Here is a 25,417-nt window from a genome sequence, read left to right on the forward strand (position 1 = left end):
TCTTTATTCCTACCAAAAGCAAACAGTACTGTATAATTACATTCATTCGATACTTTTTGTCTTCTTCCTGCCCAACTACATAAATAAAAAGCGAGGACTAAATTTCAAACTTAGTCCCCGCTTTATTCATTATCTCCTGGTTCACACTAATATATCTTATTGATTAAAGTTTCACTTTATTTAATTCTATATGTTTATTTCTCTTACTTCTCCACATAAACAGACTTAACAATCGTACGATTATAAGGTTGTCCTTCCTTATTCATCCCTTTTATATCAATCGTAATGTTATATACGCCTGGCTGCTTTACGTTTTTCAAAGCGCCTGTAAACGTATTAGTATTTATATTTTGCGATTCATTTGATTCAGATACTAGCTCCCCTTCTTTATTAATTACTCTTACTGTTACTAAAAGGTCACCTTTCATTTCCGGGGCTGTAGGTGATTTTTTTAGTTTATAATCTGTTTTATCCAATTTGACTTTTGCCGGCATTTGAAGGACGAACGGAGCTTCTTTTTTGTAATCAGTTACAATTAAATATGCATCTTTCGGCTGCTTCGCCATCATTTTAACTTGCCATTCTCCTACGTCCATTTTATCAAATTTAAATGTTCTTATAGTCGCTCCTTTAAAGAAAGATTCACCTTCACCAATTGCTAAAGCACTATCTTTATTTGTATAAACTTTTCCTTTTGGAGATATAAGTTGTGTTTCTACATCTGAAGAGGCAGTTAAAACTGAGACTGTTCCTTCTGCCTTTTTATCTACCACAACAGTTTGCCCTATCCACTGATTTTGTTGTAATTCTCCTCCTAAAATATTTTGATTAGAAGTTGTGTTTAATTGTTCTACCTTTTCATCTGAACTATAACTCGGAGCTAATAAAGCTGGTACTGCTACATTTGCTGTACGTAAATATGGTTCAATTCTTGCGAAAACAGCCGAACCTTTCCGTATATTGTCATGATCAAATCTTGAATCTGTAAATAAATGTGTTCCATACGGCAACTTAGCACTCCATTCGTTCACTAATCCATCATTAGAACCGTATGATGCTAAATACAGTCCGCCCATAGATAATGCTGAAAATACAGGTCCCCAACTTGTCCCAGTAGCCGTAAAGTAGCGGTTCAACTTAACTGCAGGATTATTATCTATTGTAGATCGGAATTTTGCCATTTCACCTATTTGTAATGAGTACGTACCATCATCTTTTTGACCTAATATAGAAGCAAGCCATCCTGCCCACCAACTATATGATAAATCCGCTAAATTTGATCCATAATGCGGAGTGGCAAGTGTAATAACATTTCCAACAAATCGATTCGCTCCGTATCCAACTAAAGCAGCTTGTGTATCGATACCACCTTTACTATGAGCTACAATATTTACTTTTTTACCAAAATGATTATAAATCTCTTCAAGTTTTTGCGCTAACAATTTTCCATTGTCCCACTGACTCGCTGACCCTTTCCCTGCAGCATCATACAATTGAATAAATACAGTTTGATAGCCCGCTTTCACTGCATAATCGTACATATCATTTATATCGTGATACACTGTTTTTCCATACCAACTATCCGCATTACCATTTCTTCCTTGCACAAAGAGAATTGGTGGTTTATTCTCATCATAATTAGCTGGCTTCTTACCTAAAAACCATTCTCCAGGAGTATATACTTCTTTATCTGGAAATCCGGTCTTAAGCTCTTTTACAACCTCCGCCTGTATATTTGTACTAATAACCATCGGACTCATAATAAAAAGTACAATAAGTAATACGATACATCTTTTCATAATCCCCATTAAAATCCCCCTTTTTCCGTCCCGAAAGAAAGCGTTATCATTTCAGTGAATACCTATTGTTAAAAAACTATTTAATCAAATATTTTTGTGATACATTTGAATAAGAAATTAATAACGACATTCCTTTCTTATCCAACGTTATTCTCTAAATAATCATCCATTCCTTTTTGCAATAAGGGTATTAAATATTTCTCAACAAAGCTTTCTCTTTACAAAAAAGCTGCGTATAAAAGGTCTCTTTAATAACCTTTTATACGCAGCTTCTTTGTTTAAAACTCGATGATGTACTCATCATCATATTTATCGTATTGTAAACCAGCTCCGATTTTCAATTCTCTAACTTGATCTCTTAAAAATGGTGCATCTTCTATATTACTAGTTGCAATTTCAATTCCATATTTTTTTGTTAAGTGCGCTAACTCTATTAAAAACCATTCTCTTCGCAATGCGACTGGAATGTCATACGTTCGTCTTTTCATGTATACTAGCGCCTCATTTATTTTCATAAATATAAAGAGTATCCCCTCTATTTTTGATATAATTTTTAAAACTATGCTTCATCATAAAAGACTAATGAAGCATTATAGTATATGCATGTCTGTTTTAAACGTGCTATTGAAAAAATAGTATAAAAAATTAGTATTAACTTTTTAGTTTACATAATAACGTTATGTAATAGTAAAAGGATAAGGCTTGTCCCTCATCCTTTTACTATAAAAATTTAAATTAAGAACATCTTGGTACACCTAAAGCTAAAAATAAACCTGCTACTCCCGCTGTAATTGGTACTTTCAACGTAATTACATCATCTACCTTCGTTACTAAAAAGTAAGCATTACCTTCTTGTAATATACAATTCACTAACAATTGAAATTCCATTCAAATCTCCTCCTTTCAATCGATATACTATAATTTATGAAATCTCTTTCAAAAAGTAATAGGAAGTATATCTATTTTTCCTTATATATAAAATAAATGTTTATTTATCTATTAAATTTATTAATTTTCAAAATTTATATAAAAACATGTACTATTCAATAAATTCCTATATAATCAATAGAGAAAATCTTACAAATGGAGGTATTAAAATGGCAGTTTTGAGTAATATTGGTGCAGCTTTATTTTTTATTGCTATTATTCTTTTAATCTTATGTATTATTTCATTCTTTAAGAAAAATGGAAAAGCAATCCAGTATGGTCGTCCTACCGTTATTATTTTCATGATTTCAATCGTCTTAATAATAACCGGTGCTGAGACTTCTAATCACCCAATTGTTGAATTCTTTTCTATTTTAAGTTTTGTCTTATTTATTTTTTTCCTTGTTCTAGCAATCTTATCTGTAATTAAGAAAACGGGTGTAGCAAAAAGACAATTTATTATTACAGCTATTTTGTTTGTCATTTTTGGTGCGCTAACAAGTATTTCAGCTCCTTCTTCTGAAAAAACGACAGCAACTAGTAAAGAAGTTGCATCTAACAACGAAGAGCAAAAAGATAGCGAAAAGAAAAAGGAAGCCGCAAAGAAAGAAGCGGACGAAAAAACTCAGAAGCAAGAAGATGAGAAACGTCAAGCAGAAGAACAAGCTCGTAAGCAAGAGGATGAAAAACGCCAAGCCGATGAGCAAGCTCGTAAACAACAAGAGGAACAAAAACGTCAGGCTGATGAGCAAGCTCGTAAACAACAAGAGGAACAAAAACGTCTAGCTGATGAACAAGCTCGTAAACAACAAGAAGAGCAACAACGTCAGGCTGATGAGCAAGCTCGCAAACAGCAAGAGGAACAAAAACGCCAGGCTGATGAACAGGCTCGTAAACAACAAGAGGAACAAAAACGCCAGGCTGATGAACAAGCTCGTAAACAACAAGAAGAGCAGCAAAAAGCACAGCAAGTTCAAGCACAACCAGCTACAGGAAATACTAGTAATGTATCCTACGCAAATTGTGCCGCAGTTAGAGCTGCCGGGAAAGCTCCTTTATATAAAGATCAACCAGGATATAGTCGTAAACTAGATAAAGACGGTGATGGAGTTGCATGCGAATAATAGTAATAAAAAAAGAAGCTTAGTAGAAGCTTCTTTTTTTATTATCGTAAAGTATTGCGACTAATTACTCTTCCTCTTGCTTAAATAAAAATCAATTTATCATTCTCAAAAATGACACATAATAAGTGATTTAAATCACCACATTAATTTTAATTTATCACTATGCTTGATTTAGATATTACATTTAAACTTTATGGAGGCATTCATATGGAACATACATTTACTGAAACTTCTATTGTTGGGGAGATTGTTACACAATTTCCGAAAGCTAGTGATCTTTTTAAATCATATAGAATAGATTTTTGTTGTGGTGGTAACAGACCACTTATTGATGCAATTAATGAAAGAAATTTATCGGCAACAGAGGTAATCACGGAATTAAATACGCTTTATCATAAAACGAAACTATTAAACGAATCTGAAATTGATTGGAAAACTGCTTCTTATCGCGAATTGATTGACCACGTTATAAATAAGCATCATCGCTATTTAAATGAAGAGTTGCCACAGTTAAGTCCATATGTGACTAAAGTATTACGCGTTCATGGGGCAGGCCAGCCTCATTTAGCTCAAATTCATAAGCTATTTCATGAACTAAAGATTGAATTAGAACAGCATTTAATTAAAGAAGAAACGGAAGATTTCCCATTAATTTTAGAATTCGAACAAAATCCAACTGATGAAAACTATGCAAAGTTACGTAAAGTAGTAGATGAATTGGAAAATGAACATAACCATGCTGGCAATATTATTAAAGAACTTCGTAAAGTGACAAATGACTTTACTCCTCCAGAAGGAGCTTGCGGCACTTATCGACTTGTTTACCAACGCCTTGAAGCTCTTGAATCTGATTTATTTGAACATATTCATTTAGAAAATAACATTTTATTTCCGCGTGCAATTACGAAAGCATAAATAAAGCGCAGGACATGAGTATAAATGCTCATGTCCTGCTTTTTCATTGTGTAAAAAACATTCACACTTCCCCCCACCATTTCACTGAACAGCTTGATATAATTTAATTTATCGAAGGAATATATCAGTTAGCATTAAGGAGTTGTATTTATGAATGAAGAAATGATTAAAAAACATTTACGAGAGGTCTTCCTCTTTAAAGAACTTTCAGAAGAAGAACTACAGCCTATTATAGATATTTCAAGTTTACGAACATATAAATCTAAGTCATTTGTATTTATGCAAGGTGAGCCACTTGACCGTGTTTTCTTTATCCACTCAGGGAAAGTAAAAATTCAAAAGACTGATGCAACTGGAAAAGAGCAAATTGTTGCTGTACTTCAAGCTGGCGAAATGTTTCCACACGCTGGGTTCTTTAGGCAAGGTGTCTTTCCAGCTCATGCCGAAATAATTGATACTGCACAATTAATCGTTACTCCAATCGCCGATTTTGAGAAAATTTTGATTCAGCATCCTGAATTATGTATTAAATTATTTAAAGTTTTGGGAGAAAAAATTGTAGATCTTCAAAACAGATTAGAAGAACAAATTCTTCATGATACGTATGAACAAATTATTATGTTATTACTTCGTTTATGTAAATCAAATGGTACACAGATAAATGATACTTATACATTAAAAACACAATTTACAAATCGAGAGCTCGCCAATATGATTGGATCCTCAAGAGAAACAGTTAGTCGTACAATAAGTCAATTAAAACGAAGAAAATTAATTGTTCTCGATGAAAATGGCTGTTACATAATTGACCCTAATGCTTTAGAAGCAGAAATCCTTTAAAAAATGAAACTTTCTCAACGGAGGATTCTTCATTCCCAATTGATTATTCCTCCTTTCTCTCTTCTTTAATGCCACTAAAAAACGTATTCTCTCATAAAATAAAACTTCTAATCAGTGGTCCCCCATAGACTATTAAGCATCCATCTCCCCTTTATACTTCCAATTCAATCTGGCTATCTGTCCACATAACCAAATATCCTTTTCTTTTCTTCCTTCATATAAATCCGAATTTTAACAATTTGTGAATCATTATAAAAATGTGATAAATATCACATCTCCCTATATTTTGATTTTCTATAATGGAAATATAATTATTTGTTCAACATTTCACATAAAAGGGGAAATGAATATGAAAAAACGTTTGGTTATGGTCGGAAATGGTATGGCTGGAATACGCTGTATGGAAGAAATTTTAAAACATGATAGTAGTTTATATGATATTACTATTTTTGGAGATGAACCGCATCCAAACTACAATCGTATTATGCTCTCTCATGTTCTTCAAGGCAAAACAAATATGCATGACATTATTATGAATGAATATAGTTGGTATAAAGAAAATGAAATAACTTTATATACAAACGAAAGAGTTCAAAGTATTGACCGAGAAGAAAAAGTCATTGTTACAGAAAAAAATCGTACTCTTACATACGACAAACTCATTATCGCAACAGGATCTAGTGCTTTTATATTACCTGTTGAAGGTTCCGCCCTTCCTGGTGTGACAGGATTTCGAACAATTGAAGATACACAATTTATGATAAACAGTGCTAAAGACTATAAAAAAGCAGTTGTCATTGGCGGTGGATTACTTGGTTTAGAAGCCGCAAGAGGACTCATTGACTTAGGGATGGATGTACATGTTGTTCATTTAATGCCGAGCTTAATGGAGCAACAGTTAGATGCTAAAGCAGCTTCCCTACTACGTGAAGATTTAGAAGCACAAGGCATGGAGTTTCTAATGGAAAAGAAAACTGTAAAGATTCTTGGAACAGATCATGTCGAGGGCATTCAATTTGAAGATGGTGAAATTGTAAATTGCGATTTAATCGTAATGGCTGTCGGAATACGTCCGAATACTCAAATAGCAAAAGATGCTGATTTAATTGTAAATCGCGGCATTGTAGTCAACGACTATATGCAAACAAATGATGAGTCCATTTATGCAGTTGGAGAATGTGCAGAACATGACGGTATTGCATATGGACTTGTTGCTCCTCTTTATGAACAAGGTGCAATATTAGCAAAACATATAACACATTTACAAACTGCTGGATATGCGGGCAGTATCGTTGGTACACAATTGAAAGTTGCAGGTTGTGATTTATTCTCTGCTGGTCAAATTTATGAAGATGATCAAACAAAAGCGATTTCAATATTTGATGAATGTAAACGTTCCTATAAAAAGGTATTAATTCGTGACAATAAAGTCGTCGGTATTGTTTTATATGGTGATACTGCTGATGGTACACGCCTCTTTAGCATGTTAAAGAAAGAAGAAGACATACAAGAATATACAGCCGCTTCCCTTCTTCACAAGGCTGGTGAGGAAAGTGAACTTAACGTTGCTACTATGAGTGCGGATGACACTGTTTGCGGATGTAATGGTGTTACTAAAGGAGCAATTGTTCATGCCATTTTAGAACAAGAGTTAACAACTTTTGAAGAAGTTAAAGGATGCACGAAAGCCGCGGGGTCTTGTGGTAAATGTCGTCCACTTGTTGAACAAATTTTATCTCATACACTTGGAGATGCTTTTGATGCCTCTGCACAATCTATTGGTATGTGTGGATGTACAACGTTATCACGTGATGAAGTCGTAGCGGCCATTTATGAAAAAGGTTTAAAATCACCAAAAGAAGTACGAAATGTACTTGGTTTTGTACATGAAGACGGATGTTCGAAATGTCGTCCTGCATTAAACTACTATTTACGTATGGCAATTCCGGAAGAATATGCAGATGATAAATCATCCCGTTTCGTTAATGAAAGAATGAATGGTAACATCCAGCATGATGGTACATTTTCTGTTATTCCACGTATGTACGGAGGCGTTACAACAGCAGATGATTTAATGAAAATTGCTGAAGTTGCGAAAAAATATGATGTTCCTCTTGTGAAAATTACAGGTGCAAGTCGAATCGGCTTATATGGTGTTAAGAAACAAGATTTACCTAACGTATGGGCTGATTTAAATATGACTTCTGGATATGCGTATTCAAAATCCCTTCGTAATGTAAAATCATGTGTTGGTTCTCGCTTCTGTCGTTTCGGTACGAAAGATTCATTAGGGCTTGGTATGCTCCTTGAACAATCATTAGAAATGGTAGATACACCTCATAAAATGAAAATGGGTGTAACGGGTTGTCCACGTAACTGTGCTGAAGTACTTACGAAAGATTTTGGCGTTGTTTGTGTTGAAAATGGATTCCAACTTTATATCGGTGGAAATGGTGGTACAGAAGTACGTGAAGCTGATTTTGTAATGATTGTACCTACTGAAGACGATGTCCTTCGCATCGCTACAGCTTACGTACAATATTATCGTGAAACTGGTATTTACGGGGAGCGTACTGCCTATTGGACAGAACGATTAGGCTTCGATCACATAAAAGAAATACTACAAGATACAAGTATGGTCACTATGCTAAATGAGCGTTTCCAAACAGCTCGTAACACATATAAAGAAGCATGGGGACAAGCACTAGAAACGCAGTCATTAAAAGCGATGTATGAAGTAGAGAATGTAAAATAAGGAGCCGTGATCCATATGGTACAAACGAAAGAAAAAATAAAAGTTATGCGTGCAGAAGACCTTCCAATTCAAATCGGTAAAGAGGTTCAAATCAAGGATATGTCTATCGCCCTATTCCGCCTTTCAAATGGTGATATTCGAGCTGTAGAAAATCGTTGCCCTCATAAAAATGGACCATTAGCAGAAGGAATTGTCTCCGGTGAATTCGTCTTTTGTCCACTACATGATTGGAAAATTTCATTAATAACAGGTGAAGTTCAAAAACCTGATGACGGTTGTATTCAAACGTATGATGTAGAAGTTATTGACGGAGATATTTATATATACATGTAATTTACAAAAGGAAGCCTCCCCTGGCTTCCTTATTAAATAAAAATAGACGAGGTGCGAATATGAACGGATATGTATATTTAGTTGGTGCAGGACCAGGTGAGGAAGGGCTTATTACAAAAAAAGCGATAGATTGCTTAAAGCGTGCAGATATCGTCTTATATGACCGCTTATTAAATCCTACCTTTCTTAGTTATACAAAAGAAACATGTGAACTTATTTATTGCGGAAAAATGCCAAAGAATCATATTATGCGACAAGAAATGATTAACGCCCACCTCCTTCAATTTGCGAAAGAAGGAAAAACCGTTGTACGCTTAAAAGGCGGAGATCCCTCTATTTTTGGTCGTGTTGGTGAAGAAGCAGAAACTTTAGCAGCAGCGAACATTCCATATGAAATTGTACCAGGTATTACATCTAGCATCGCCGCTAGTAGTTATGCAGGTATCCCCCTCACCCACCGTAACTACAGTAATAGCGTTACTTTACTAACTGGACATGCAAAAGGTCCTTTAACCGATCATGGAAAATATAATTCATCCCACAATAGCGACACAATCGCCTACTACATGGGTATAAAAAACTTACCTACCATTTGTGAAAACTTACTACAAGCAGGAAAAAAAGAAGATACGCCAGTAGCAGTCATTGAATGGGGTACAACTGGCAAACAACGCGTTGTCACAGGGACACTTTCAACCATTGTTCATGTGGTCAAAAACGAAAATATTTCTAATCCTTCAATGACGATTGTTGGTGATGTCGTTTCCTTACGTAATCAAATCGCTTGGAAAGAACGTAAACCATTGCACGGTAAAAAAGTATTATTTTCAGCTGCTACAAATAAAGAAAGTTCAATAAAACAAATGTTACAAGAATGCGGTGCAGAAATATATCAAATTCCAACTTTCAAAAAGAAAGAATACACATTAACCTCTGAACAAATCAATGAGATTTTTAGCGTTGATCGCCTTGTATTTTGTTCTGCTGAAAGTATAGAAATCTTGATGCGATCATGCAGTAAACATCATAAAGATATTCGTTCCTTACACGCGGAACTTCAATATATGAACCTTTCCGTTCAAGAAAAGCTTACGCAATATGGATTGTTAAGTAAACCTGCACAGTTTTCTTCTCTTTCTACTATTTATTTAGGCCGAAACATTAACCGAATTGCTTTTATTCAAGAAAAAATTGGTGCTGGGTCTTATATGATGACTCATGAGTATACAATTGATAATCGCTTCGATGAAATTCATTCACGTATGCTTTCTGAATTCTCATGGGATAGCATTGTATTTGAAGGGCGTGCTTCAATTGATACGTTTCTAGCAGAAGTTAAACGCCTTGGTTTTATGCATGTTCTTACTCTTCCATTCTCGTATACAGACGTTCCTACTTTACACTATGCGAATAAAGTCGGGTTTCATAATGTAGATCATCAATTACAAGACATTATTACGAAGAAGGATATGGTGGCACAATGAAAGGAATTGTATATGTTGGACACGGTAGCCGATTACAAAAAGGTAACGAACAATTCATTCACTTTATTCAATCTGTTATGAAAGAACGTAACGAAAGGATTCAAAAAATAGCTTTTCTTGAACTCACAACTCCTACCATTCAAGATGCAGTTACAGAAGCGGTAATAGAGGGAGCAACTGAAATAATGATTGTACCTGTTTTATTATTTGCAGCTGCTCATTATAAACGTGATATTCCTTTTGAGATAGAGCAAATACAAAAGAAATATCCACATATAACATTTTCAGTTGCACCACCTTTTAGTACGCATCCACGTATGGTTGAACTTGTAGTAAAACGCATACGTGAAACTATGCCAATGCAAGGTAGTAGCGTTCTGCTCGTGGGACGAGGTAGTAGTGATCCTCAGCCCATATATGAGTTACAACAAATTGGAGCAGCTGTCGAAAGAAAACTTGGTATGCCAGTATCTTGTTCCTTTTTAACAAAAGGAACTCCCTCTTTTACTGTTGAACTTAAAAATATAACATCAGCTGCTTCCAATGTATATGTCATGCCATACCTACTCTTTACCGGATTATTGCTTCAAAAAATTAAATTGCACACAAAAAAATATGATCACGTTACAACTTGTAATTGTCTTCAGTTTGATACATATATGAAGTTAGCATTATTAGAACGAATGGAGGAATGTGTGTATGTATAGCATGTACCCTCTTATGTTTAATCTAGATCAAAAAGTAGTTGTTATAATTGGTGGTGGTAAAATTGCATATCGAAAAGCGGCTGGATTAAAAGATACAGGTGCTTTTGTCACAGTTGTTAGCCCAGAGATTTGTGAGGAAATGAAGGAGCTTCCTTATATTACATGGAAGCAAAAAACTTTTACTAATGATGACATTAAAGGTGCCCATCTTATTTATGCGACAACAAATCAACATACTGTAAATTTGATGGTCAAACAGGCCGCCCATGATTTCCAATGGGTTAACGTTGTAAGTGATGGTACAGCATCATCATTTCACACACCTGGCGTCATACGAAATGATGAATATATTGTCAGCATTTCAACTTCAGGTAAAGATCCATCGTTTACAAAGCGTATGAAACAAGAATTAACTTCTGTCCTTCCTAATCTTATAAAAAGACTTTCTCGTACTCACAAATTGTAATCTATTTCTTAGCTAAAATAGTAATTAACTTTGGACAAACGTTTTTTAGAGGCGTTTGTTCTTTTTGTTTTGGTTTCGTTTTTTAGAATCGCACAAGCAATTGGACAAGAATCTGCGAAGAAAAATAATGGTGTTGGAAACTTGTAAGCAAGTGAATTTTATGACAACTGCAACATTACGGCATAAAAAAAACAGTTTATTGAGAGCAACTGGTTCAATAAAGGTTTTATATTGGATATTCATTCAACCAAATTAGCGCTTGTTCATAATCATCAAAAAATTTTACAGATTCTTTTGTATTGGATTGTTGTAAATAATTCATTATCTCCCCTTCTTCAAGGAGAAACGCAATTGCCTTACTGTGATTCAAAATGGTTTCATTGAAGAACTTATCTTTCCATGCTTTTTGAACAGAAAAATGATTTGGCGTGTATCCTTTTCTATTCACCAACAATTTGTATTTCCGACCCTCGGAAATGAATTGCTGACAAACCTGCTCAAAGCCATTAAACCATTCATAAACATCATCTGTTTTTATCTTGCCAATTAGATGGGTAACAATTAAATCTCCTGAAACTGTTGTGCTGATATTCGGTTTACTCAACTTGGAATCATCTCCCTTAGTTACAATTATGCGTAAAAATCTCATAAAATCAATAAGGATAAAATTCTTATGCAATAAAGCAACATTATTTACGAAAAGAGCCTTGTTATTAATAAAACAATTCATTCTCTTTTGTTCAAGTAAAAAAAAGGATGCCTCTACTAGACATCCTTTTTTTCTTATTAATTATTCTTTAACATCACTAACAGCTTCTCTTGGCTATACATCCACACTGTAATGATTAAACAAGCAAGTGCTACTTCTGACAATGCCATAAATCCAATTGCATAATGACCTGTTAGTTGGAATAGCAATGTTAAAATTAATGGCGGGAAGAACCCTCCTAATCCACCTAAAGCTGACACAACCCCATTTACAATCCCTGCTTGCTCAGAGAAATACATTGGAACGAGTTTAAAGATTGTACCATTTCCAATACCTGCACAAAATGCAACTAGTAAGCAACCAAATGTATACACATGCATGCTAGGCATAAATGATAAAATAATACCCGATAGTGTTAAACCAATAAATACAAAGATTAATATTTTAAATGGATTAAACTTGTCACCGAGCCAACCACCAACTGGACGCATCATTGTTGCTAATACGATGAATCCTGCTGTCCGCATACCTGCATCTACTTTCTCTAATCCGAAGTGAGATACTAAAAAGTTTGGTAAATATACTGTGAATGCTACAAATGATCCGAATGTTAAAAAGTAAAAGATACATAAAAACCAAAGTTTTTCATTTTTATATACACCTTTTATTTGTTCTATTAATGGTGTATTCACCTTTTTCTCCTTACGATCGCCTAATAAAAAGTTCATAAGTGCAAATGCTGCAAGTAAAACTAAATAACACTGTACAGTTGTTCTCCAGCCAACTGAAGTTGCAATAACAGGTGCTAAGAAAGAAGTAATTGCTGTTCCTGCGTTACCGACACCGTAAATACCATTTACAAAACCGTGACTCTCTTTCGGAAAGTATTTTGGTAAAGAAGTTACCCCTACCGAGAAAACAGCTCCACCGATTCCTACAAATAAGCCACCAATAATTAAATCCATCATAGAATTGGCAACACTAATATAAAAGACAGGGAATAATAAGAGAATAAAACTAATAAAGAATAATTTTCTTGCTCCATAACGATTTGTCCAATAACCAATTGGAATGCGAAGAATAGAACCTAAAATAACGGGTACTGCTGTGACCATAGAAATTTGTCCCGCAGTTAATGGAATATCCGCTTTAATATAAGGCATTAATGATGATAAAATGACCCATACCATAAAACCGATAACTAGATTAAAAGTTTGTAAGCTTAATTGAAAATTAGGACTTTTCATCCTGTTCCCTCCTATGTATGCATAGTTATATTAATTCCCTCCAGTCTAATCACGTACTAACATGATTAGACTGAAAAGAATCAACCACCACTTACTGGCGGAATCATTGCTACAACATCACCAGTTTGAATGATGTCGTCTTCATTTGCATATTCTTCATTTATAGCGACCATAATTTCGTTTGAAATTGCTACGTTGTATTTCTTTATAAGAATATCTTTTACCTCAGCAACCGTAATATTTTCACAATCTATTTGCAACGTTGACTTACTTGCTTCTTCTTGCAAATTTGCAAATAATAGTACGTCAATCATCTTCTCATCTCCTTTTCAGGCTCACCATTTACATATGCTACTTTCTCTAACTGATCACCTATCCATGACTCACCATCTTCCCAAAACTCCTTTTTCCAAATCGGAACAATTTGTTTAATACGTTCCATAATATATTCATTCGCCTCATAAGCTGCTTTCCGATGTGGTGTAGAAACGGCGACAACAACGGCAAGATCAGAAATTTGCAATGTACCAATGCGATGTGTAATTGCCACATATGTCCCAGGCCACTTCTCTTCTACTTCGATACCAATTTTCTCGAGCTGTTTTTCCGCCATATTCTTATAAGCCACATACTCTAAATATAGCGTACGACGTCCTTTCGTAAATTCTCTGACAGTACCAATAAAAGTAGTAACAGCACCACACTCACGCCGAATTACTTTACTTGTAACATCTTCAATCGAAATAGGTGTATCAATTACTTCATAATACGTATGTGTCATCTTGCACCTCTTATCTTTGTCTAAAACATTTTTTACACAGATCATTAAATGGGATCCTAATCTGTGGAAAATCCATCAATCTATTTTTCTACTATTTGTATGATCGAAGTGGTTCTTCCCATGGCCACTCGCTTCCTAAGTTCGATTCTAATAACAGTACAGAAACAGTTATTCCTGCTTCAAATCCTCTTGTTCCACCCGGTAAAACGATAAATGCATTCGCATCTGCAAGTGAAGAAATTGCACTAGATTTATCTAAACCAACTGGTATAACTTGCAATTGACCATCTACAATTTCCACTTTTCCTCTTACAAAACGAGTAAATGGGTTTGCTTTCGGAAAGTCTTTTTGTAAAATTGCTTCTGCACGATATACATGCGGATCTTTCCTATGCAAATATGTTTGAATGACTGGTCGAACGTATAATTCACATCCGACATAACAAGCAGAAGGATTACCAGATAGACCAAATAATAGTTTTCCTTCTAGCTCAGCTACAGTTGTCACACTTCCTGGTCGCATCGCTATTTTATTGAAAAGTACATTAGCTTGTAATCTCTCATAAATAGCAGGTAAATAATCATAGTCTCCTACTGAAACACCACCAGTTGTAATTAAAATATCAACTTCTTTCATCGCCTTTTTTACAGTGTTATAACACGTCTCTAAATCGTCAACGAATTGTCCATAATACCGTACAATTCCACCTGCTCGTTCAGCTTGAGCGGCTATCATATAGGAGTTACTATTTCGAATCTTCCCTTGTTTCAGTTGCTCATGTACTTCCAAAAGTTCACTTCCTGTTGTTACGATCCCAATAACCGGCTGTCTTACAACATTTACTGAACTATAACCAAATGTAGCAAGAAGCGCTGCTACTCCAGGATTAATAGCAGTCCCTTTTTTCACAAGTAGGGCGTTTTGTTTTACATCTTCTCCTTTAAAAGAAATGTTATCACCAGAGGCGAAAGGGCGTTTTAACTTCATATATGTTTTTTCGTTTTCTTCAAACCCTTCCGTTAGCTCTAACATAACAACGGCATCACAGCCCACTGGAATTGCGGCTCCTGTCATAATACGTACAGCTTGAAATGCTTTCACCTCTTTTGTAAAAACAAAACCAGCCCCAATTTCACCAATAACTTCGAACTGAATCGGATTACTGCTACTTGCTTCTTTTGTATCTTCCGCTCGAATCGCAAACCCGTCGTATGGAGAGCGATCAAAATGCGGGATATCATGATCCGCAACAACATCTTCTCCAAGAATTCTTCCATAGCTTTCTATAAGTGAAACCTTTTCAGTTTCACCTCGATGAGCGTACTCCATTACACGTGCGACTGCTTCTGCCACTGGAATTGGTATACGTTTTTCTATCATTCTTTTTTCACCTCATTTTGATAAGGAGAAACTTTCTTTCTGTTCATCCTATATATTTTGCGTATAATCGTTTTGCTATTTTCATATCATTTGTCCCATGAATAAATGCCCTACCGTCTGTAAATAAAACACAACGATATTCATCAATTAGAAACGATAGTAAATACGGAGTTTTTTGGACATTCACACTTTTTTGTAAGCGCTTTTGAATTTCTTCTAAATTAAGAGTTTTCTCTATTCCTGGACGGATTTGAACGGTATTCCGCCCGCATAACACTTCAGTTTTCATCTGTGATTCAAATGTTAAACTTGGGTACGTGCGTACATTTCCACAAGATGGACATGTACTTTTTTTCTGCCTATTTACTTTTAATGAGAGATATTGATTGTTCCAAATATCAAATGATAACATTGTCCCTCGCAGCGCCTGAAAATCATCCACCAATATTTTCATCGCTTCTGTCACTTGGTGAGCAACGACCATTTGTACAGCTGGCTGAATGATTCCTGCTGTATCACATGTTGCACCGCTCATAGGATGATCCATTAAGCAGCGAAAACACGGTGTTTCCCCTGGAAGAATTGTATACGTTACACCGTAACTTCCAATGCATCCACCGTATATCCAAGGTATATTTTCTTTTTGTGAAATATCATTTATAAGTAGTCGCGTATCAAAATTATCAGTCGCATCTAATATGAGATCCACTTCTTTTGTTAACTCTTCCATTTCTTGCATTGTAACATCCGTTACAACAGGCACAATTTCTACTTCAGAATTAATCTTTCTTAAATGTTCTGCCGATGCAATTGCTTTTGGTTTGCACTGCTGCGCATCTTCTTCTGTATATAACTGCTGCCGCTGTAAATTACTCCATTCGACGTAATCGCGGTCAGCAATTGTCAATTTCCCAATTCCCATCCTAACGAGCGCTTCCGCATTTGCAGCTCCTAGCGCACCCGCACCAATTAGGAGCACATGTTTTTCTCTTATTTTTCTTTGTCCCATTTCACCAATTCCAGAAAATAATACTTGCCTTGAATAACGCTCCTGCATATGGAATCCTCCTTTCGTTATCCACCAATGTAAGACATTTCAACTTTTGGACGTTTTTTTGTACTTTCTGCCGTTCGTTCATCTGAATACCGATCTTTTCTAAGCTCCCATGTATGCTGTAGAATTTTTAATAGTGATGCATCGGAAATATTTTCTCGAAGAAGCGTTCGTAAATCCGTTCCTTGGGTTGCGAATAAGCACGTAAAAAACTTACCGTCTGCCGAAATACGTGCCCTCGTACAAGAAGAACAAAATGACTCAGAAACAGAAGTAATAAATCCAATTTCTGCATCGCTCCCTACATATCGATACAATTTCGCTACCTCTCCAAAGTAACGAGGGTTAACGGGCTCAATAGGATATACACGATTAATTTTCTCTATTAATTGTTCCTTCGTAATAACTTGTTCAAAGTTCCAACCGTTCGTACTGCCCACATCCATAAACTCGATAAAACGAAGCTGAATTTCTTGTTCTTTAAAATAACGAGCCATAAGAAGAATTTGACTATCATTCATCCCTTTTTTTACGACCATATTTACCTTTACTTCTAATCCAGCTGCCTTTGCTGCTTCAATTCCTTTCAATACAGGTTTTGTACTTACATTTCGTCCATTAATTTTTTGGAAGACATGATCCTCTATCGCATCTAAACTAATATTTACACGTTTTAATCCCGCTTCTTTTAATGCCTTCGCTTGTTTTGCTAAATGAATACCGTTTGTTGTGAGTCCAATATCCGTTAAACCTTCTAGCTTTGCAAGCCTTGCAATTAACTTCGGTAAGTCTTTACGCAATAATGGTTCACCGCCAGTAAGCCTAATTTTTTCAACTCCCATACTTATAAATAATCTCGCTAATCTTTCTATTTCATCGAACGTTAATAAAAATTCTTCCTGCAAAAAGGCGTAATCAGGTCCGAACACTTCCGCCGGCATACAGTACGTGCACCTAAAATTACAACGGTCAATAACTGAAATACGTAAATCTTGAAGTGGCCGCTCTAAAGAATCTTTCATCTTCTCGTGCATCTATATCCCTTCTTTTCTACTCAAATCCTTAGTAAGCTTTCAAATTTTCATTTGCCTTCATTATAAAAAAGATGCTATATATTCAATGTGACTTTTCTCACATTACTTTCCCCATTCAAAAATTCTTCACAAATCCGTTCGAATTTTGTTCACATCTCGACCTATTCTCTATACACATTGAAATTTTTTATTGTTTATCTTTTCTTAAACCAAAAGCTTAGAGTCATATATTCCCTTACTGCAAGTATCCGTTTAGAAATTTAAGACTATCCCTCCTTGCGGTCATTGAAATTTTAATTTATTTTTAAAATAGCTCTTGCATTTTCATCATACTTACACTCAAAATAGGAAATGTATTGCTTATAAGAAGAAAGGTGATCGCTGTGGCAAACAGTATGACATTATCTCAAGATTTAAAGGAATTACTTGCATCTGTTGAATATAAAATGCAGATAAAAAAAGGAAGTTTTATTTTTCAAGAAGGTATGGAAGCAACAGAACTCTATATCATCCACTCAGGAAAAGTACAAATTAGTAAACTAAGTGCTGACGGGCAAGAATTAACACTTCGTATTTGTTCGGAATATGACATTATTGGCGAATTAACATTGTTCACGGACAATGCAAAGTATTTATTAAATTCAAAATGCCTTGAAGATGTTGAAGTAGGAGTTATAAAGCGTGAAGCCTTAGAAAAAGCATTACTCCAAAAGCCCGCTCTTGTATTTGAATTTATGAAATGGATTAGTGAACATTTAAGAAGAATGCAAACGAAATTCCGAGATTTAGTATTACACGGCAAAAAAGGTGCCCTATATTCTACTCTCATTCGAATGACAAATAGTTATGGTGTGTTAAAAGAAAATGGGATTCTCATCGATTTACCATTAACAAATCAAGAACTTGCAAATTTCTGTGCAACTTCGCGTGAAAGTGTAAATCGAATGTTAAATGATTTAAAAAAACAAGGCACGATTTCTATTTATAAAGGAAAGATTACAATTCATGATTTACAATTCCTAAAATGTGAAATTGCTTGTGAAGATTGCTCTGCCTCTGTTTGTAGCATTGAGTAGCATCTTATTTAGATGCTACTCTTTTTTTCATATTAAGCTACTATTTAATAGTTCGCCTCGTTTCATTCACACAGTTATCTCCTATAAAAAAAGACGAGGCCTTCCATTAGACCTCGTTTCATGTTAGCTTCTAACTCTTATCCGTTTACAGCGGTATTATTTTTTCAATTCATTAGGAATACGTCTTCTGTAAATTACATAACTGCGACTTAAATATTTAATTGGGGCACTAAATACATGTACAAGTCTTGTAAATGGCCATACTGCGAAAAGCCCCATACCTGCAATAATATGAATTTTAAACCATACAGGTACTTCCGTCATATATTCGATCTTTGGTTGGAAAATAAAGAGACTTCGGAACCAAGGACCGATTGTTGTGCGATAATCAAACCCTTTTGAGTCGATATTTAAAAACGTTGAGGAAAGTCCTGCCAGCATTACGATAAGTAATAAAATAAGCGCAATATAATCTCCCTTTGTACTCGTTGCAATGATACGTTTTACTGTTACACGGCGATACGTTAATATAACTAAACCAATGATAGAAGCAACACCTGCCGGAAGCCCGAAACTAATTGCTACTATATGATACATATGCTCAGAAATACCCATTGAACGGTATACGGACTCTGGAATTAAAATCCCCATAACATGACCGCCAATTACGAACATTATCCCAAAGTGGAATAATAAACTTCCGATTCGGAGCATTTTCTTCTCTAATAGTTCACTAGATTTTGATGTCCATCCAAATTGATCATAGTTGTATCTGAAAATATGCCCACCGATAAAGATTGCAAAAATGATATAGGGAAACAACACCCATAGAAATTGATCCATCATTTTGACAACTCTCCTTTCTAATTTGTCTGTACACCCCATGTATCAATAGCGAGGAGAACAGCTGCAAGAATTGGTTCGTACATACTGTCTGCTTCTTTTAACTGAACATGTAAAGCCTGTATATTCTCCTTGTATTTATTCATAATCGGTTCACTATCTTGCTCATTTGCATTTGCAAAAAACTCAAGCAAAAGCGGTAAATAATCAGGTAGTTCTTTATCTGTTACGCTAAAACCAGATTTTTTATAATGCTGTTTTAACTCTAATAATTCAATACCTCTTTCTCTTTGTTCACCAGTGTTCATATAAGTTAAATACATATTTGTCTTTTTGCCAAAGTCGAATGTATATACGTAACAATCAATTAATTGATCGTTCGTTTTATCCAATGCTTTTTTTATAAATGCTGTAAGTGATGCTTTAACGTCTTCCTGTTCAATTGCTTCAATCTCTTCTTGTAATTCATTTAAAGCTTCTCTCCACCCTAGTTCAGGGTAGGAGAGAAGGAATGAAGAACATGAAAAAGCAGTTTGTAAACTTTGTTTCATATTTTTCTGCCCCCTTTATTTAAGAAATTGTCATACAAGAGCCTGGACCACCCGCGAAGGAAAGGCCACAGCTTCCTTGTTCACTATATAAATCTGCAACTTGTTCGCGGTGAGAGGTTGGTATAACGAAGCGATCTTTATATTTCGCAATAGCAAGAAGACGATACATATCTTCTACATCCTCTTTCGTTAAACCAAGTTCTTTTAATACAGCTTCATTTGGTTCTTTATTAATTTGCAGTGCTCTCATATGTGTGCGCATGACAGCCATTTTTTTCAATGTAAGACGAATGTGCGATTCATCTCCTGCAGTGAGTAAATTTGCTAAATATTGAATTGGAATACGCATATTATCGATAGCAGGGAAAATTTCTTCTGCTTGCCAGTTACTTCCTTTCCCCTCCACCATATTCATAATTGGGCTAAGCGGCGGGATATACCAAACCATTGGCATTGTACGGTATTCTGGATGAAGAGGAAGAGCAATTTTCCAATCAATAATCATTTTATAGATTGGTGACTCTTGTGCCGCTTTAATCCATTCTTCAGGAATCCCTTGTTTTTTTGCTTCAGCCGCTACTTCTGGATCATTTGGATCTAGAAAAACAGTAAGCTGAGATTCATATAAATCTTTTTCATTTTCAACAGAAGCCGCTTCTTTTACTTTGTCAGCGTCATATAGCATTACCCCAATATATCGAATACGTCCTACACATGTTTCTGAACAAATTGTTGGCATACCAGCTTCAATACGTGGGAAACACATTGTGCATTTTTCAGCTTTATTTGTTTGCCAGTTAAAATACACTTTTTTATATGGACAAGACGATACGCAGAATCTCCAAGCACGACATGCATTTTGATCTACAAGGACAATCCCATCTTCTTCACGTTTATACATCGCACCAGATGGACAAGACGATACGCAAGATGGATTCATACAATGTTCGCATATGCGTGGTAAATACATCATAAAGACATTTTCAAAATCCGTTTTAATTTCTTCTTCCATTTTCTTTACGTTCGGATCTTGTAATCCTGTTATATGTCCGCCTGCTAAATCATCTTCCCAGTTTGGACCCCATTCAATTTTATCGATAAATTCGCCTGTAATTGCTGATTTCGGACGAGCAACTGGTTGATGCTTACGCTGCGGGCTATTTGTTAATGTTTCATAATCATAGTTCCAAGGTTCAAAGTAATCATCAATTGTTGGTTGATCTGGATTGTGGAAAATATTCATAAGGCGCTTCATTTTCGAACCGGATTTCAGCTGAATTTCACCATTTTTCAATTCCCAGCCGCCTTTGTATTTCTCCTGATCTTCCCATTGTTTCGGATAACCAATTCCAGGTTTCGTTTCTACATTATTGAAATACATATATTCAGCACCTGGACGATTTGTCCAGGTGTTTTTGCATGTTACACTACAAGTATGGCAGCCGATGCATTTATCTAGGTTCATTACCATTCCGACTTGTGCTTTAATCTTCAAGCCAATCTACCTCCTTCAGTTTGCGAATTACAACGTTTAAGTCGCGTTGGTTCCCAGTTGGACCATAATAGTTAAATCCATAACTTAATTGACCGTATCCACCAATCATATGTGTTGGTTTAACGTGAATTCGAGTTGGACTATTATGCGTTCCCCCGCGGTTACTTGTTAATTTCGTACCAGGTACGTTAATGTGGCGATCTTGCGCATGGTGCATAAATGCCATTCCTCTCGGTATACGGTGCGTTACAACAGCACGCGCTACAACAACACCATTACGGTTAAAGCACTCAATCCAATCATTATCTGCAACGCCAGCTTCTGCAGCGTCCTCTTTATTCATCCAAACAGTTGGACCACCTCTAAACAGCGTTAACATCGGTAATGAGTCGAAATACATACTATGAATCGACCACTTATTATGCGGTGTTAAATAGTTTAATGTAATTTCTTTCCCTTCTACTTCAGGTCTAGATTTACGGAACGGTTTATGTTGCAGAATTGGTTTAAATGTTGCCATCGTTTCACCAAATTCTTTCATCATGTCATGATCTAAGTAGAAAGATTGTCGACCAGTTATCGTTCTCCAAGGGATAAGACGTTCAACATTTGTTGTAAATGGCGAATAACGTCGTCCACCTTTTTCAGAACCTGTAAAGGCCGGAGAAGTGATTACTGTTTTCGGCTGCGCTGTAATTTGTTCAAATGTGAAGCATTCTTCTTCACGTTCTTCTGCTAAATCACGTAGTTTTAAATCCGTTTGTTTTTCAAGTGCTTCCCATGCTTTTACAGCCATATGACCGTTTGTTGTAGAAGAAAGTGTTAATACCGCCTCGGCAGCATTAATTGCTTCTTTTATGTCTGGGCAACCTTTCGCAATAGAATCCGTTCGAACGACTCCCAATCGACTCTTTAATTGCTCATACTCTTTTTCTGCAGACCAAGAAATCCCTTTCGTACCAATCGGTTGTTTTCCGGCATTCGGTCCAAGTGCTGTCATTTTGTCATAAATCGTTTTATAATCCCTTTCGACAACATGAATTTGCGGCATCGTTTTACCTGGGATTGGTTCACACTCGCCTTTGCTCCAATCTTTAATCTTACCAAGTGGTTGTGCTAATTCTTGTGGTGTATCGTGAAGAAGTGGTGTTGCCACAACTTCTTTCATTGGTTCAAGATCAATTTTCTTCGCTAAATCTGACACAGCTTTAGAAAGAGCGGTGAAAATATCCCAGTCAGAGCGTGCTTCCCACGGTGAACCGATTGCTGGATTAAATGGATGCACAAATGGATGCATATCTGTACTGCTTAAATCGTGCTTTTCATACCAAGTTGAAGCAGGTAAGACGATATCAGAATAAAGCGCTGTTCCAGCCATGCGGAAATCTAAATTAATGAGTAAATCTAACTTCCCTTCAGGTGCTTCTTCATGCCACTTAATTTCTTCTGGTCGTAACGAATCACTATCGTCATTCATTAATCCGTTTGTTGTACCTAATAAATGTTTTAAGAAATATTCATGACCTTTACCAGAACTTGAAATTAAGTTTGCACGCCATACGAATAAGTTGCGCGGGAAGTTGTTTTTATTATCAGGATCTTCAATCGCAAATTTCAGTTCTTTTTCTTTTAATTTTTGTGCAACGTATTTTCCGATTTCTTCTTGCGTTGTTGCACCAGCAGCAACAGCTTCTTTATATAATTCAATTCCATTTTTCTCGAATGTTGGATAGGAAGGTAACCAGCCAAGTCGTGCAGCTAATACGTTGTAATCACCGTGATGTTGATAACGAGAGTTGCCCTCAACTGGTGATGCCAAATGTCCAACAGGTGTATCCTCATAGCGCCATTGATCTGTTACAAAATAGAAGAAAGATGTACCGTTTTGTAATTTCGGTGGCCCTTGCCAATCTTTTGCCATCGCAATTGTTTGCCATCCTTCTGCTGGTCTTAATTTTTCTTGGCCAACATAATGTGCCCAACCGCCGCCGTTTACACCTTGTGCCCCAACGAGAAGAACAAGATTTAAAACTGCGCGATAAATCGTATCAGAATTAAACCAATGGTTAATACCAGCTCCAACAATAATCATCGAGCGACCATTTGTATCAACAGCATTTTGTGCAAACTCACGAGCGATTTGAATAATAAGCTCTCGTTTCACTCCTGTCATTTTCTCTTGCCATGCAGGTGTAAAGGGCACATCATCATTGAAGTCTTTCGGCTCTTGCCCACCGAGTCCTCGGTTCACGCCGTAATTTGCTAACGTTAAATCGTATACAGTTGTAACGAACACTTCGCCTTCTTCTGTCGTAATTTTTTTCACTGGAATTGTACGTTCTAATATTGTATTTCCATCATCAGAGAAGTACGGAATTTGCACCGTTCCAACAGCATCTTCCATTCCAAGTAAAGAAAGACGTGGGTCAATCTTTTCACCTGTTTGTTCATCTTCTAAACGCAAGTTCCATTTCTTTTCGTTATCCCAACGTGACCCCATTGTGCCGTGAGGTGTTGCAAAATCATTCGTATTTTCGTTCCAAAGAACAGGCTTCCATTCTCCTAACTTTGTTTCACGTCCAATATCAGATGCGTTTAAGAAACGATCAGCGACGAATTGATCTCCTTTTTGTTTCAATGTGACGAAGAAAGGAAAATCAGTATATTGCTTCGCATACTTTGTGAAGTATTCCACTTGATTATCTACGTAAAATTCTTGTAAGATCACGTGCCCCATTGCCATCGCAAGTGCACCGTCTGTACCTTGTTTCACACTAATCCAATCATCAGCAAACTTTGTAGACTCGGCAAAGTCAGGACTTACAGAAACCACTTTCGTTCCTTTATATCGAACCTCTGCTAAAAAGTGAGCATCTGGTGTTCTCGTCATCGGTACATTTGAACCCCATGTCATAATGTAGCCAGAGTTATACCAGTCACTACTTTCTGGTACATCCGTTTGATCGCCCCAAATTTGCGGAGAAGCTGGTGGTAAATCAGCGTACCAATCATAGAAACTAAGCATCGGCCCACCCATAAGTTGCATAAAACGGCTACCAGCTGCATGACTTAACATCGACATAGCTGGAATTGGTGAGAAACCAACATTTCGGTCTGGACCATATTTAATTACTGTATAAAGTAATGAAGCAGAAACGAGTTGTAATACTTCATCCCAATTCGCGCGAATGAATCCCCCTTTACCACGCGCCTGCTTATAAGCACGTGCTTTTTCAGGGTTTTCTACAATGCTTTTCCAAGCATCTAGTGGTGATTTATGATTTTGTAATTCCTCTTGCCACATATTCCAAAGAACACCACGTACATATGGATATTTCACACGAAGTGGACTATAAATGTACCAAGAAAAACTCGCTCCACGCGGACAGCCTCGTGGTTCAAAATCAGGCATATCAGGACCTGTTGTTGGATAGTTAAGCTCTTGTCCTTCCCATGTTACAATTCCATCTTTCACATAAATGTTCCAGCTACAAGAACCAGTACAGTTCACACCGTGTGTAGAACGGATTACTTTATCATGCTGCCAACGCTTTCTGTACACATTTTCCCATTCACGATCTTCATATGTTTCTTGTGTATGATTATCGTTATAACGATCTATTGGTGAAAAATATTTTAAACGTCTCATTAGTGCTGAAGGTTTCTTCTTCATAATGTTCACTCCTCTAATACGTCTCTCTTACATACCCTTACTATAAGAGAGGTTGTAAAATACAGATGTGACATTTCGCACAGTTCAAGAGATTGTCAAAAATTCAGTAGAAAATAAGTTTGAGAGAAATTATTCGTAAATAAAGGTTTCTTTGTTCCGTTGCGAAGGTTTATGGTCAATCGTAATTATTAGGGAATTAGTACGTGGAGGAATCAGCTACTTT

The 25,417-nt window shown here is 36.1% G+C and carries 23 protein-coding genes; 9 read left to right on the forward strand and 14 right to left on the reverse strand.

Annotated features, from left to right (window positions below; all coding sequences use genetic code 11):
• Nucleotides 1-203: 203 nt before the first annotated feature.
• From ACTFQM_RS04720 to exsG, 3 genes are all read right to left on the reverse strand, one after another.
• The gene (locus tag ACTFQM_RS04720) at nt 204-1,808 is read right to left on the reverse strand and encodes an esterase/lipase family protein (protein ID WP_440033599.1); all 1,605 of its coding nucleotides are present in this window, start codon (nt 1,806-1,808) and stop codon (nt 204-206) included.
• 269 nt (nt 1,809-2,077) lie between these two features.
• On the reverse strand, nt 2,078-2,287 hold the full coding sequence (locus tag ACTFQM_RS04725) for a hypothetical protein (protein WP_440033600.1): 210 nt from the start codon (nt 2,285-2,287) through the stop codon (nt 2,078-2,080).
• A gap of 247 nt (nt 2,288-2,534) precedes the next feature.
• The gene (gene exsG / locus ACTFQM_RS04730; RefSeq protein ID WP_000395674.1) at nt 2,535-2,687 is read right to left on the reverse strand and encodes an exosporium protein ExsG; all 153 of its coding nucleotides are present in this window, start codon (nt 2,685-2,687) and stop codon (nt 2,535-2,537) included.
• Between the two features lie 209 nt (nt 2,688-2,896).
• On the opposite strand from exsG, the gene ACTFQM_RS04735 reads away from it, so the two are divergent.
• The 8 genes from ACTFQM_RS04735 (at nt 2,897) to ACTFQM_RS04770 (ending at nt 11,350) form a co-directional block, all read left to right on the forward strand.
• On the forward strand, nt 2,897-3,850 hold the full coding sequence (locus ACTFQM_RS04735) for an excalibur calcium-binding domain-containing protein (RefSeq protein WP_440033601.1): 954 nt from the start codon (nt 2,897-2,899) through the stop codon (nt 3,848-3,850).
• A 207-nt stretch (nt 3,851-4,057) separates the two neighbouring features.
• Nucleotides 4,058-4,765 (forward strand): iron-sulfur cluster repair di-iron protein, encoded by a 708-nt coding sequence (gene ric / locus ACTFQM_RS04740; RefSeq protein ID WP_400559964.1) that lies wholly within the window; start codon nt 4,058-4,060, stop codon nt 4,763-4,765.
• Nucleotides 4,766-4,915: 150 nt separating this feature from the next.
• Nucleotides 4,916-5,605, forward strand: coding sequence for a Crp/Fnr family transcriptional regulator (locus ACTFQM_RS04745; protein ID WP_440033602.1), 690 nt, complete (start codon nt 4,916-4,918; stop codon nt 5,603-5,605).
• Nucleotides 5,606-5,954: 349 nt separating this feature from the next.
• Nucleotides 5,955-8,360 (forward strand): nitrite reductase large subunit NirB, encoded by a 2,406-nt coding sequence (nirB, locus tag ACTFQM_RS04750; protein ID WP_440033603.1) that lies wholly within the window; start codon nt 5,955-5,957, stop codon nt 8,358-8,360.
• Between the two features lie 15 nt (nt 8,361-8,375).
• Nucleotides 8,376-8,693: a nitrite reductase small subunit NirD gene (nirD, locus tag ACTFQM_RS04755; RefSeq protein ID WP_265620489.1), complete on the forward strand. Its 318-nt coding sequence runs from the start codon at nt 8,376-8,378 to the stop codon at nt 8,691-8,693.
• Nucleotides 8,694-8,752: 59 nt separating this feature from the next.
• Entirely contained in the window at nt 8,753-10,177 is a 1,425-nt protein-coding gene (locus ACTFQM_RS04760; protein WP_440033604.1) for a uroporphyrin-III C-methyltransferase, read from the forward strand.
• On the forward strand, nt 10,174-10,884 hold the full coding sequence (locus ACTFQM_RS04765; protein ID WP_440033605.1) for a sirohydrochlorin chelatase: 711 nt from the start codon (nt 10,174-10,176) through the stop codon (nt 10,882-10,884). The genes ACTFQM_RS04760 and ACTFQM_RS04765 overlap by 4 nt, the downstream gene beginning before the upstream one ends.
• The gene (locus ACTFQM_RS04770) at nt 10,877-11,350 is read left to right on the forward strand and encodes a precorrin-2 dehydrogenase (RefSeq protein ID WP_440033606.1); all 474 of its coding nucleotides are present in this window, start codon (nt 10,877-10,879) and stop codon (nt 11,348-11,350) included. The genes ACTFQM_RS04765 and ACTFQM_RS04770 overlap by 8 nt, the downstream gene beginning before the upstream one ends.
• Nucleotides 11,351-11,576: 226 nt before the next feature.
• On the opposite strand, the gene ACTFQM_RS04775 is transcribed toward ACTFQM_RS04770, so the two are convergent.
• The 7 genes from ACTFQM_RS04775 to moaA form a co-directional block, all read right to left on the reverse strand.
• Nucleotides 11,577-12,080: an STAS/SEC14 domain-containing protein gene (locus ACTFQM_RS04775; RefSeq protein WP_440033607.1), complete on the reverse strand. Its 504-nt coding sequence runs from the start codon at nt 12,078-12,080 to the stop codon at nt 11,577-11,579.
• A 56-nt stretch (nt 12,081-12,136) separates the two neighbouring features.
• On the reverse strand, nt 12,137-13,306 hold the full coding sequence (gene narK / locus ACTFQM_RS04780; RefSeq protein ID WP_440033608.1) for a nitrate transporter NarK: 1,170 nt from the start codon (nt 13,304-13,306) through the stop codon (nt 12,137-12,139).
• Between the two features lie 80 nt (nt 13,307-13,386).
• Complete coding sequence (gene moaD / locus ACTFQM_RS04785) at nt 13,387-13,620, reverse strand: molybdopterin converting factor subunit 1 (RefSeq protein ID WP_440033609.1); 234 nt, start codon at nt 13,618-13,620, stop codon at nt 13,387-13,389.
• Entirely contained in the window at nt 13,617-14,087 is a 471-nt protein-coding gene (locus tag ACTFQM_RS04790; RefSeq protein WP_002171623.1) for a molybdenum cofactor biosynthesis protein MoaE, read from the reverse strand. The genes moaD and ACTFQM_RS04790 overlap by 4 nt, the downstream gene beginning before the upstream one ends.
• A gap of 91 nt (nt 14,088-14,178) precedes the next feature.
• Entirely contained in the window at nt 14,179-15,468 is a 1,290-nt protein-coding gene (locus ACTFQM_RS04795; protein ID WP_440033610.1) for a molybdopterin molybdotransferase MoeA, read from the reverse strand.
• A gap of 43 nt (nt 15,469-15,511) precedes the next feature.
• A complete protein-coding gene (locus tag ACTFQM_RS04800; protein WP_440033611.1) occupies nt 15,512-16,525 on the reverse strand; it encodes a molybdopterin-synthase adenylyltransferase MoeB in 1,014 nt (337 codons plus the stop codon).
• A 17-nt stretch (nt 16,526-16,542) separates the two neighbouring features.
• A complete protein-coding gene (gene moaA / locus ACTFQM_RS04805) occupies nt 16,543-17,556 on the reverse strand; it encodes a GTP 3',8-cyclase MoaA (RefSeq protein ID WP_440033612.1) in 1,014 nt (337 codons plus the stop codon).
• A 383-nt stretch (nt 17,557-17,939) separates the two neighbouring features.
• On the opposite strand from moaA, the gene ACTFQM_RS04810 reads away from it, so the two are divergent.
• Complete coding sequence (locus ACTFQM_RS04810; RefSeq protein WP_002171619.1) at nt 17,940-18,632, forward strand: Crp/Fnr family transcriptional regulator; 693 nt, start codon at nt 17,940-17,942, stop codon at nt 18,630-18,632.
• 156 nt (nt 18,633-18,788) lie between these two features.
• On the opposite strand, the gene narI is transcribed toward ACTFQM_RS04810, so the two are convergent.
• Genes narI through ACTFQM_RS04830 form a run of 4 tightly spaced genes read right to left on the reverse strand, consistent with a single transcriptional unit; the run spans nt 18,789 to nt 25,194 of the window.
• A complete protein-coding gene (gene narI / locus ACTFQM_RS04815) occupies nt 18,789-19,478 on the reverse strand; it encodes a respiratory nitrate reductase subunit gamma (RefSeq protein WP_440033613.1) in 690 nt (229 codons plus the stop codon).
• 17 nt (nt 19,479-19,495) lie between these two features.
• Entirely contained in the window at nt 19,496-20,026 is a 531-nt protein-coding gene (gene narJ, locus ACTFQM_RS04820) for a nitrate reductase molybdenum cofactor assembly chaperone (RefSeq protein WP_440033614.1), read from the reverse strand.
• Nucleotides 20,027-20,045: 19 nt separating this feature from the next.
• Nucleotides 20,046-21,521 carry a nitrate reductase subunit beta gene (narH, locus tag ACTFQM_RS04825; protein WP_440033615.1) on the reverse strand — a complete coding sequence of 492 codons (1,476 nt, stop codon included), beginning with the start codon at nt 21,519-21,521 and terminating at the stop codon, nt 20,046-20,048.
• Nucleotides 21,511-25,194, reverse strand: coding sequence for a nitrate reductase subunit alpha (locus ACTFQM_RS04830; protein WP_440033616.1), 3,684 nt, complete (start codon nt 25,192-25,194; stop codon nt 21,511-21,513). Before ACTFQM_RS04830 ends, narH begins: the two co-directional genes overlap by 11 nt.
• Nucleotides 25,195-25,417: the final 223 nt, after the last annotated feature.

The organism is Bacillus cereus group sp. MYBK30-2 (assembly GCF_051915945.1).
Lineage (GTDB): Bacteria > Bacillota > Bacilli > Bacillales > Bacillaceae_G > Bacillus_A > Bacillus_A paramycoides.

Coding starts and splice junctions, on each gene's coding strand:
- ACTFQM_RS04720 (WP_440033599.1), bottom strand. CDS start 1,808: ATGGGGATTATGAAAAGATGTATCGTATTACTTATTGTACTTTTTATT.
- ACTFQM_RS04725 (WP_440033600.1), bottom strand. CDS start 2,287: ATGAAAAGACGAACGTATGACATTCCAGTCGCATTGCGAAGAGAATGG.
- exsG (WP_000395674.1), bottom strand. CDS start 2,687: ATGGAATTTCAATTGTTAGTGAATTGTATATTACAAGAAGGTAATGCT.
- ACTFQM_RS04735 (WP_440033601.1), top strand. CDS start 2,897: ATGGCAGTTTTGAGTAATATTGGTGCAGCTTTATTTTTTATTGCTATT.
- ric (WP_400559964.1), top strand. CDS start 4,058: ATGGAACATACATTTACTGAAACTTCTATTGTTGGGGAGATTGTTACA.
- ACTFQM_RS04745 (WP_440033602.1), top strand. CDS start 4,916: ATGAATGAAGAAATGATTAAAAAACATTTACGAGAGGTCTTCCTCTTT.
- nirB (WP_440033603.1), top strand. CDS start 5,955: ATGAAAAAACGTTTGGTTATGGTCGGAAATGGTATGGCTGGAATACGC.
- nirD (WP_265620489.1), top strand. CDS start 8,376: ATGGTACAAACGAAAGAAAAAATAAAAGTTATGCGTGCAGAAGACCTT.
- ACTFQM_RS04760 (WP_440033604.1), top strand. CDS start 8,753: ATGAACGGATATGTATATTTAGTTGGTGCAGGACCAGGTGAGGAAGGG.
- ACTFQM_RS04765 (WP_440033605.1), top strand. CDS start 10,174: ATGAAAGGAATTGTATATGTTGGACACGGTAGCCGATTACAAAAAGGT.
- ACTFQM_RS04770 (WP_440033606.1), top strand. CDS start 10,877: ATGTATAGCATGTACCCTCTTATGTTTAATCTAGATCAAAAAGTAGTT.
- ACTFQM_RS04775 (WP_440033607.1), bottom strand. CDS start 12,080: ATGAATTGTTTTATTAATAACAAGGCTCTTTTCGTAAATAATGTTGCT.
- narK (WP_440033608.1), bottom strand. CDS start 13,306: ATGAAAAGTCCTAATTTTCAATTAAGCTTACAAACTTTTAATCTAGTT.
- moaD (WP_440033609.1), bottom strand. CDS start 13,620: ATGATTGACGTACTATTATTTGCAAATTTGCAAGAAGAAGCAAGTAAG.
- ACTFQM_RS04790 (WP_002171623.1), bottom strand. CDS start 14,087: ATGACACATACGTATTATGAAGTAATTGATACACCTATTTCGATTGAA.
- ACTFQM_RS04795 (WP_440033610.1), bottom strand. CDS start 15,468: ATGATAGAAAAACGTATACCAATTCCAGTGGCAGAAGCAGTCGCACGT.
- ACTFQM_RS04800 (WP_440033611.1), bottom strand. CDS start 16,525: ATGCAGGAGCGTTATTCAAGGCAAGTATTATTTTCTGGAATTGGTGAA.
- moaA (WP_440033612.1), bottom strand. CDS start 17,556: ATGCACGAGAAGATGAAAGATTCTTTAGAGCGGCCACTTCAAGATTTA.
- narI (WP_440033613.1), bottom strand. CDS start 19,478: ATGATGGATCAATTTCTATGGGTGTTGTTTCCCTATATCATTTTTGCA.
- narJ (WP_440033614.1), bottom strand. CDS start 20,026: ATGAAACAAAGTTTACAAACTGCTTTTTCATGTTCTTCATTCCTTCTC.
- ACTFQM_RS04830 (WP_440033616.1), bottom strand. CDS start 25,194: ATGAAGAAGAAACCTTCAGCACTAATGAGACGTTTAAAATATTTTTCA.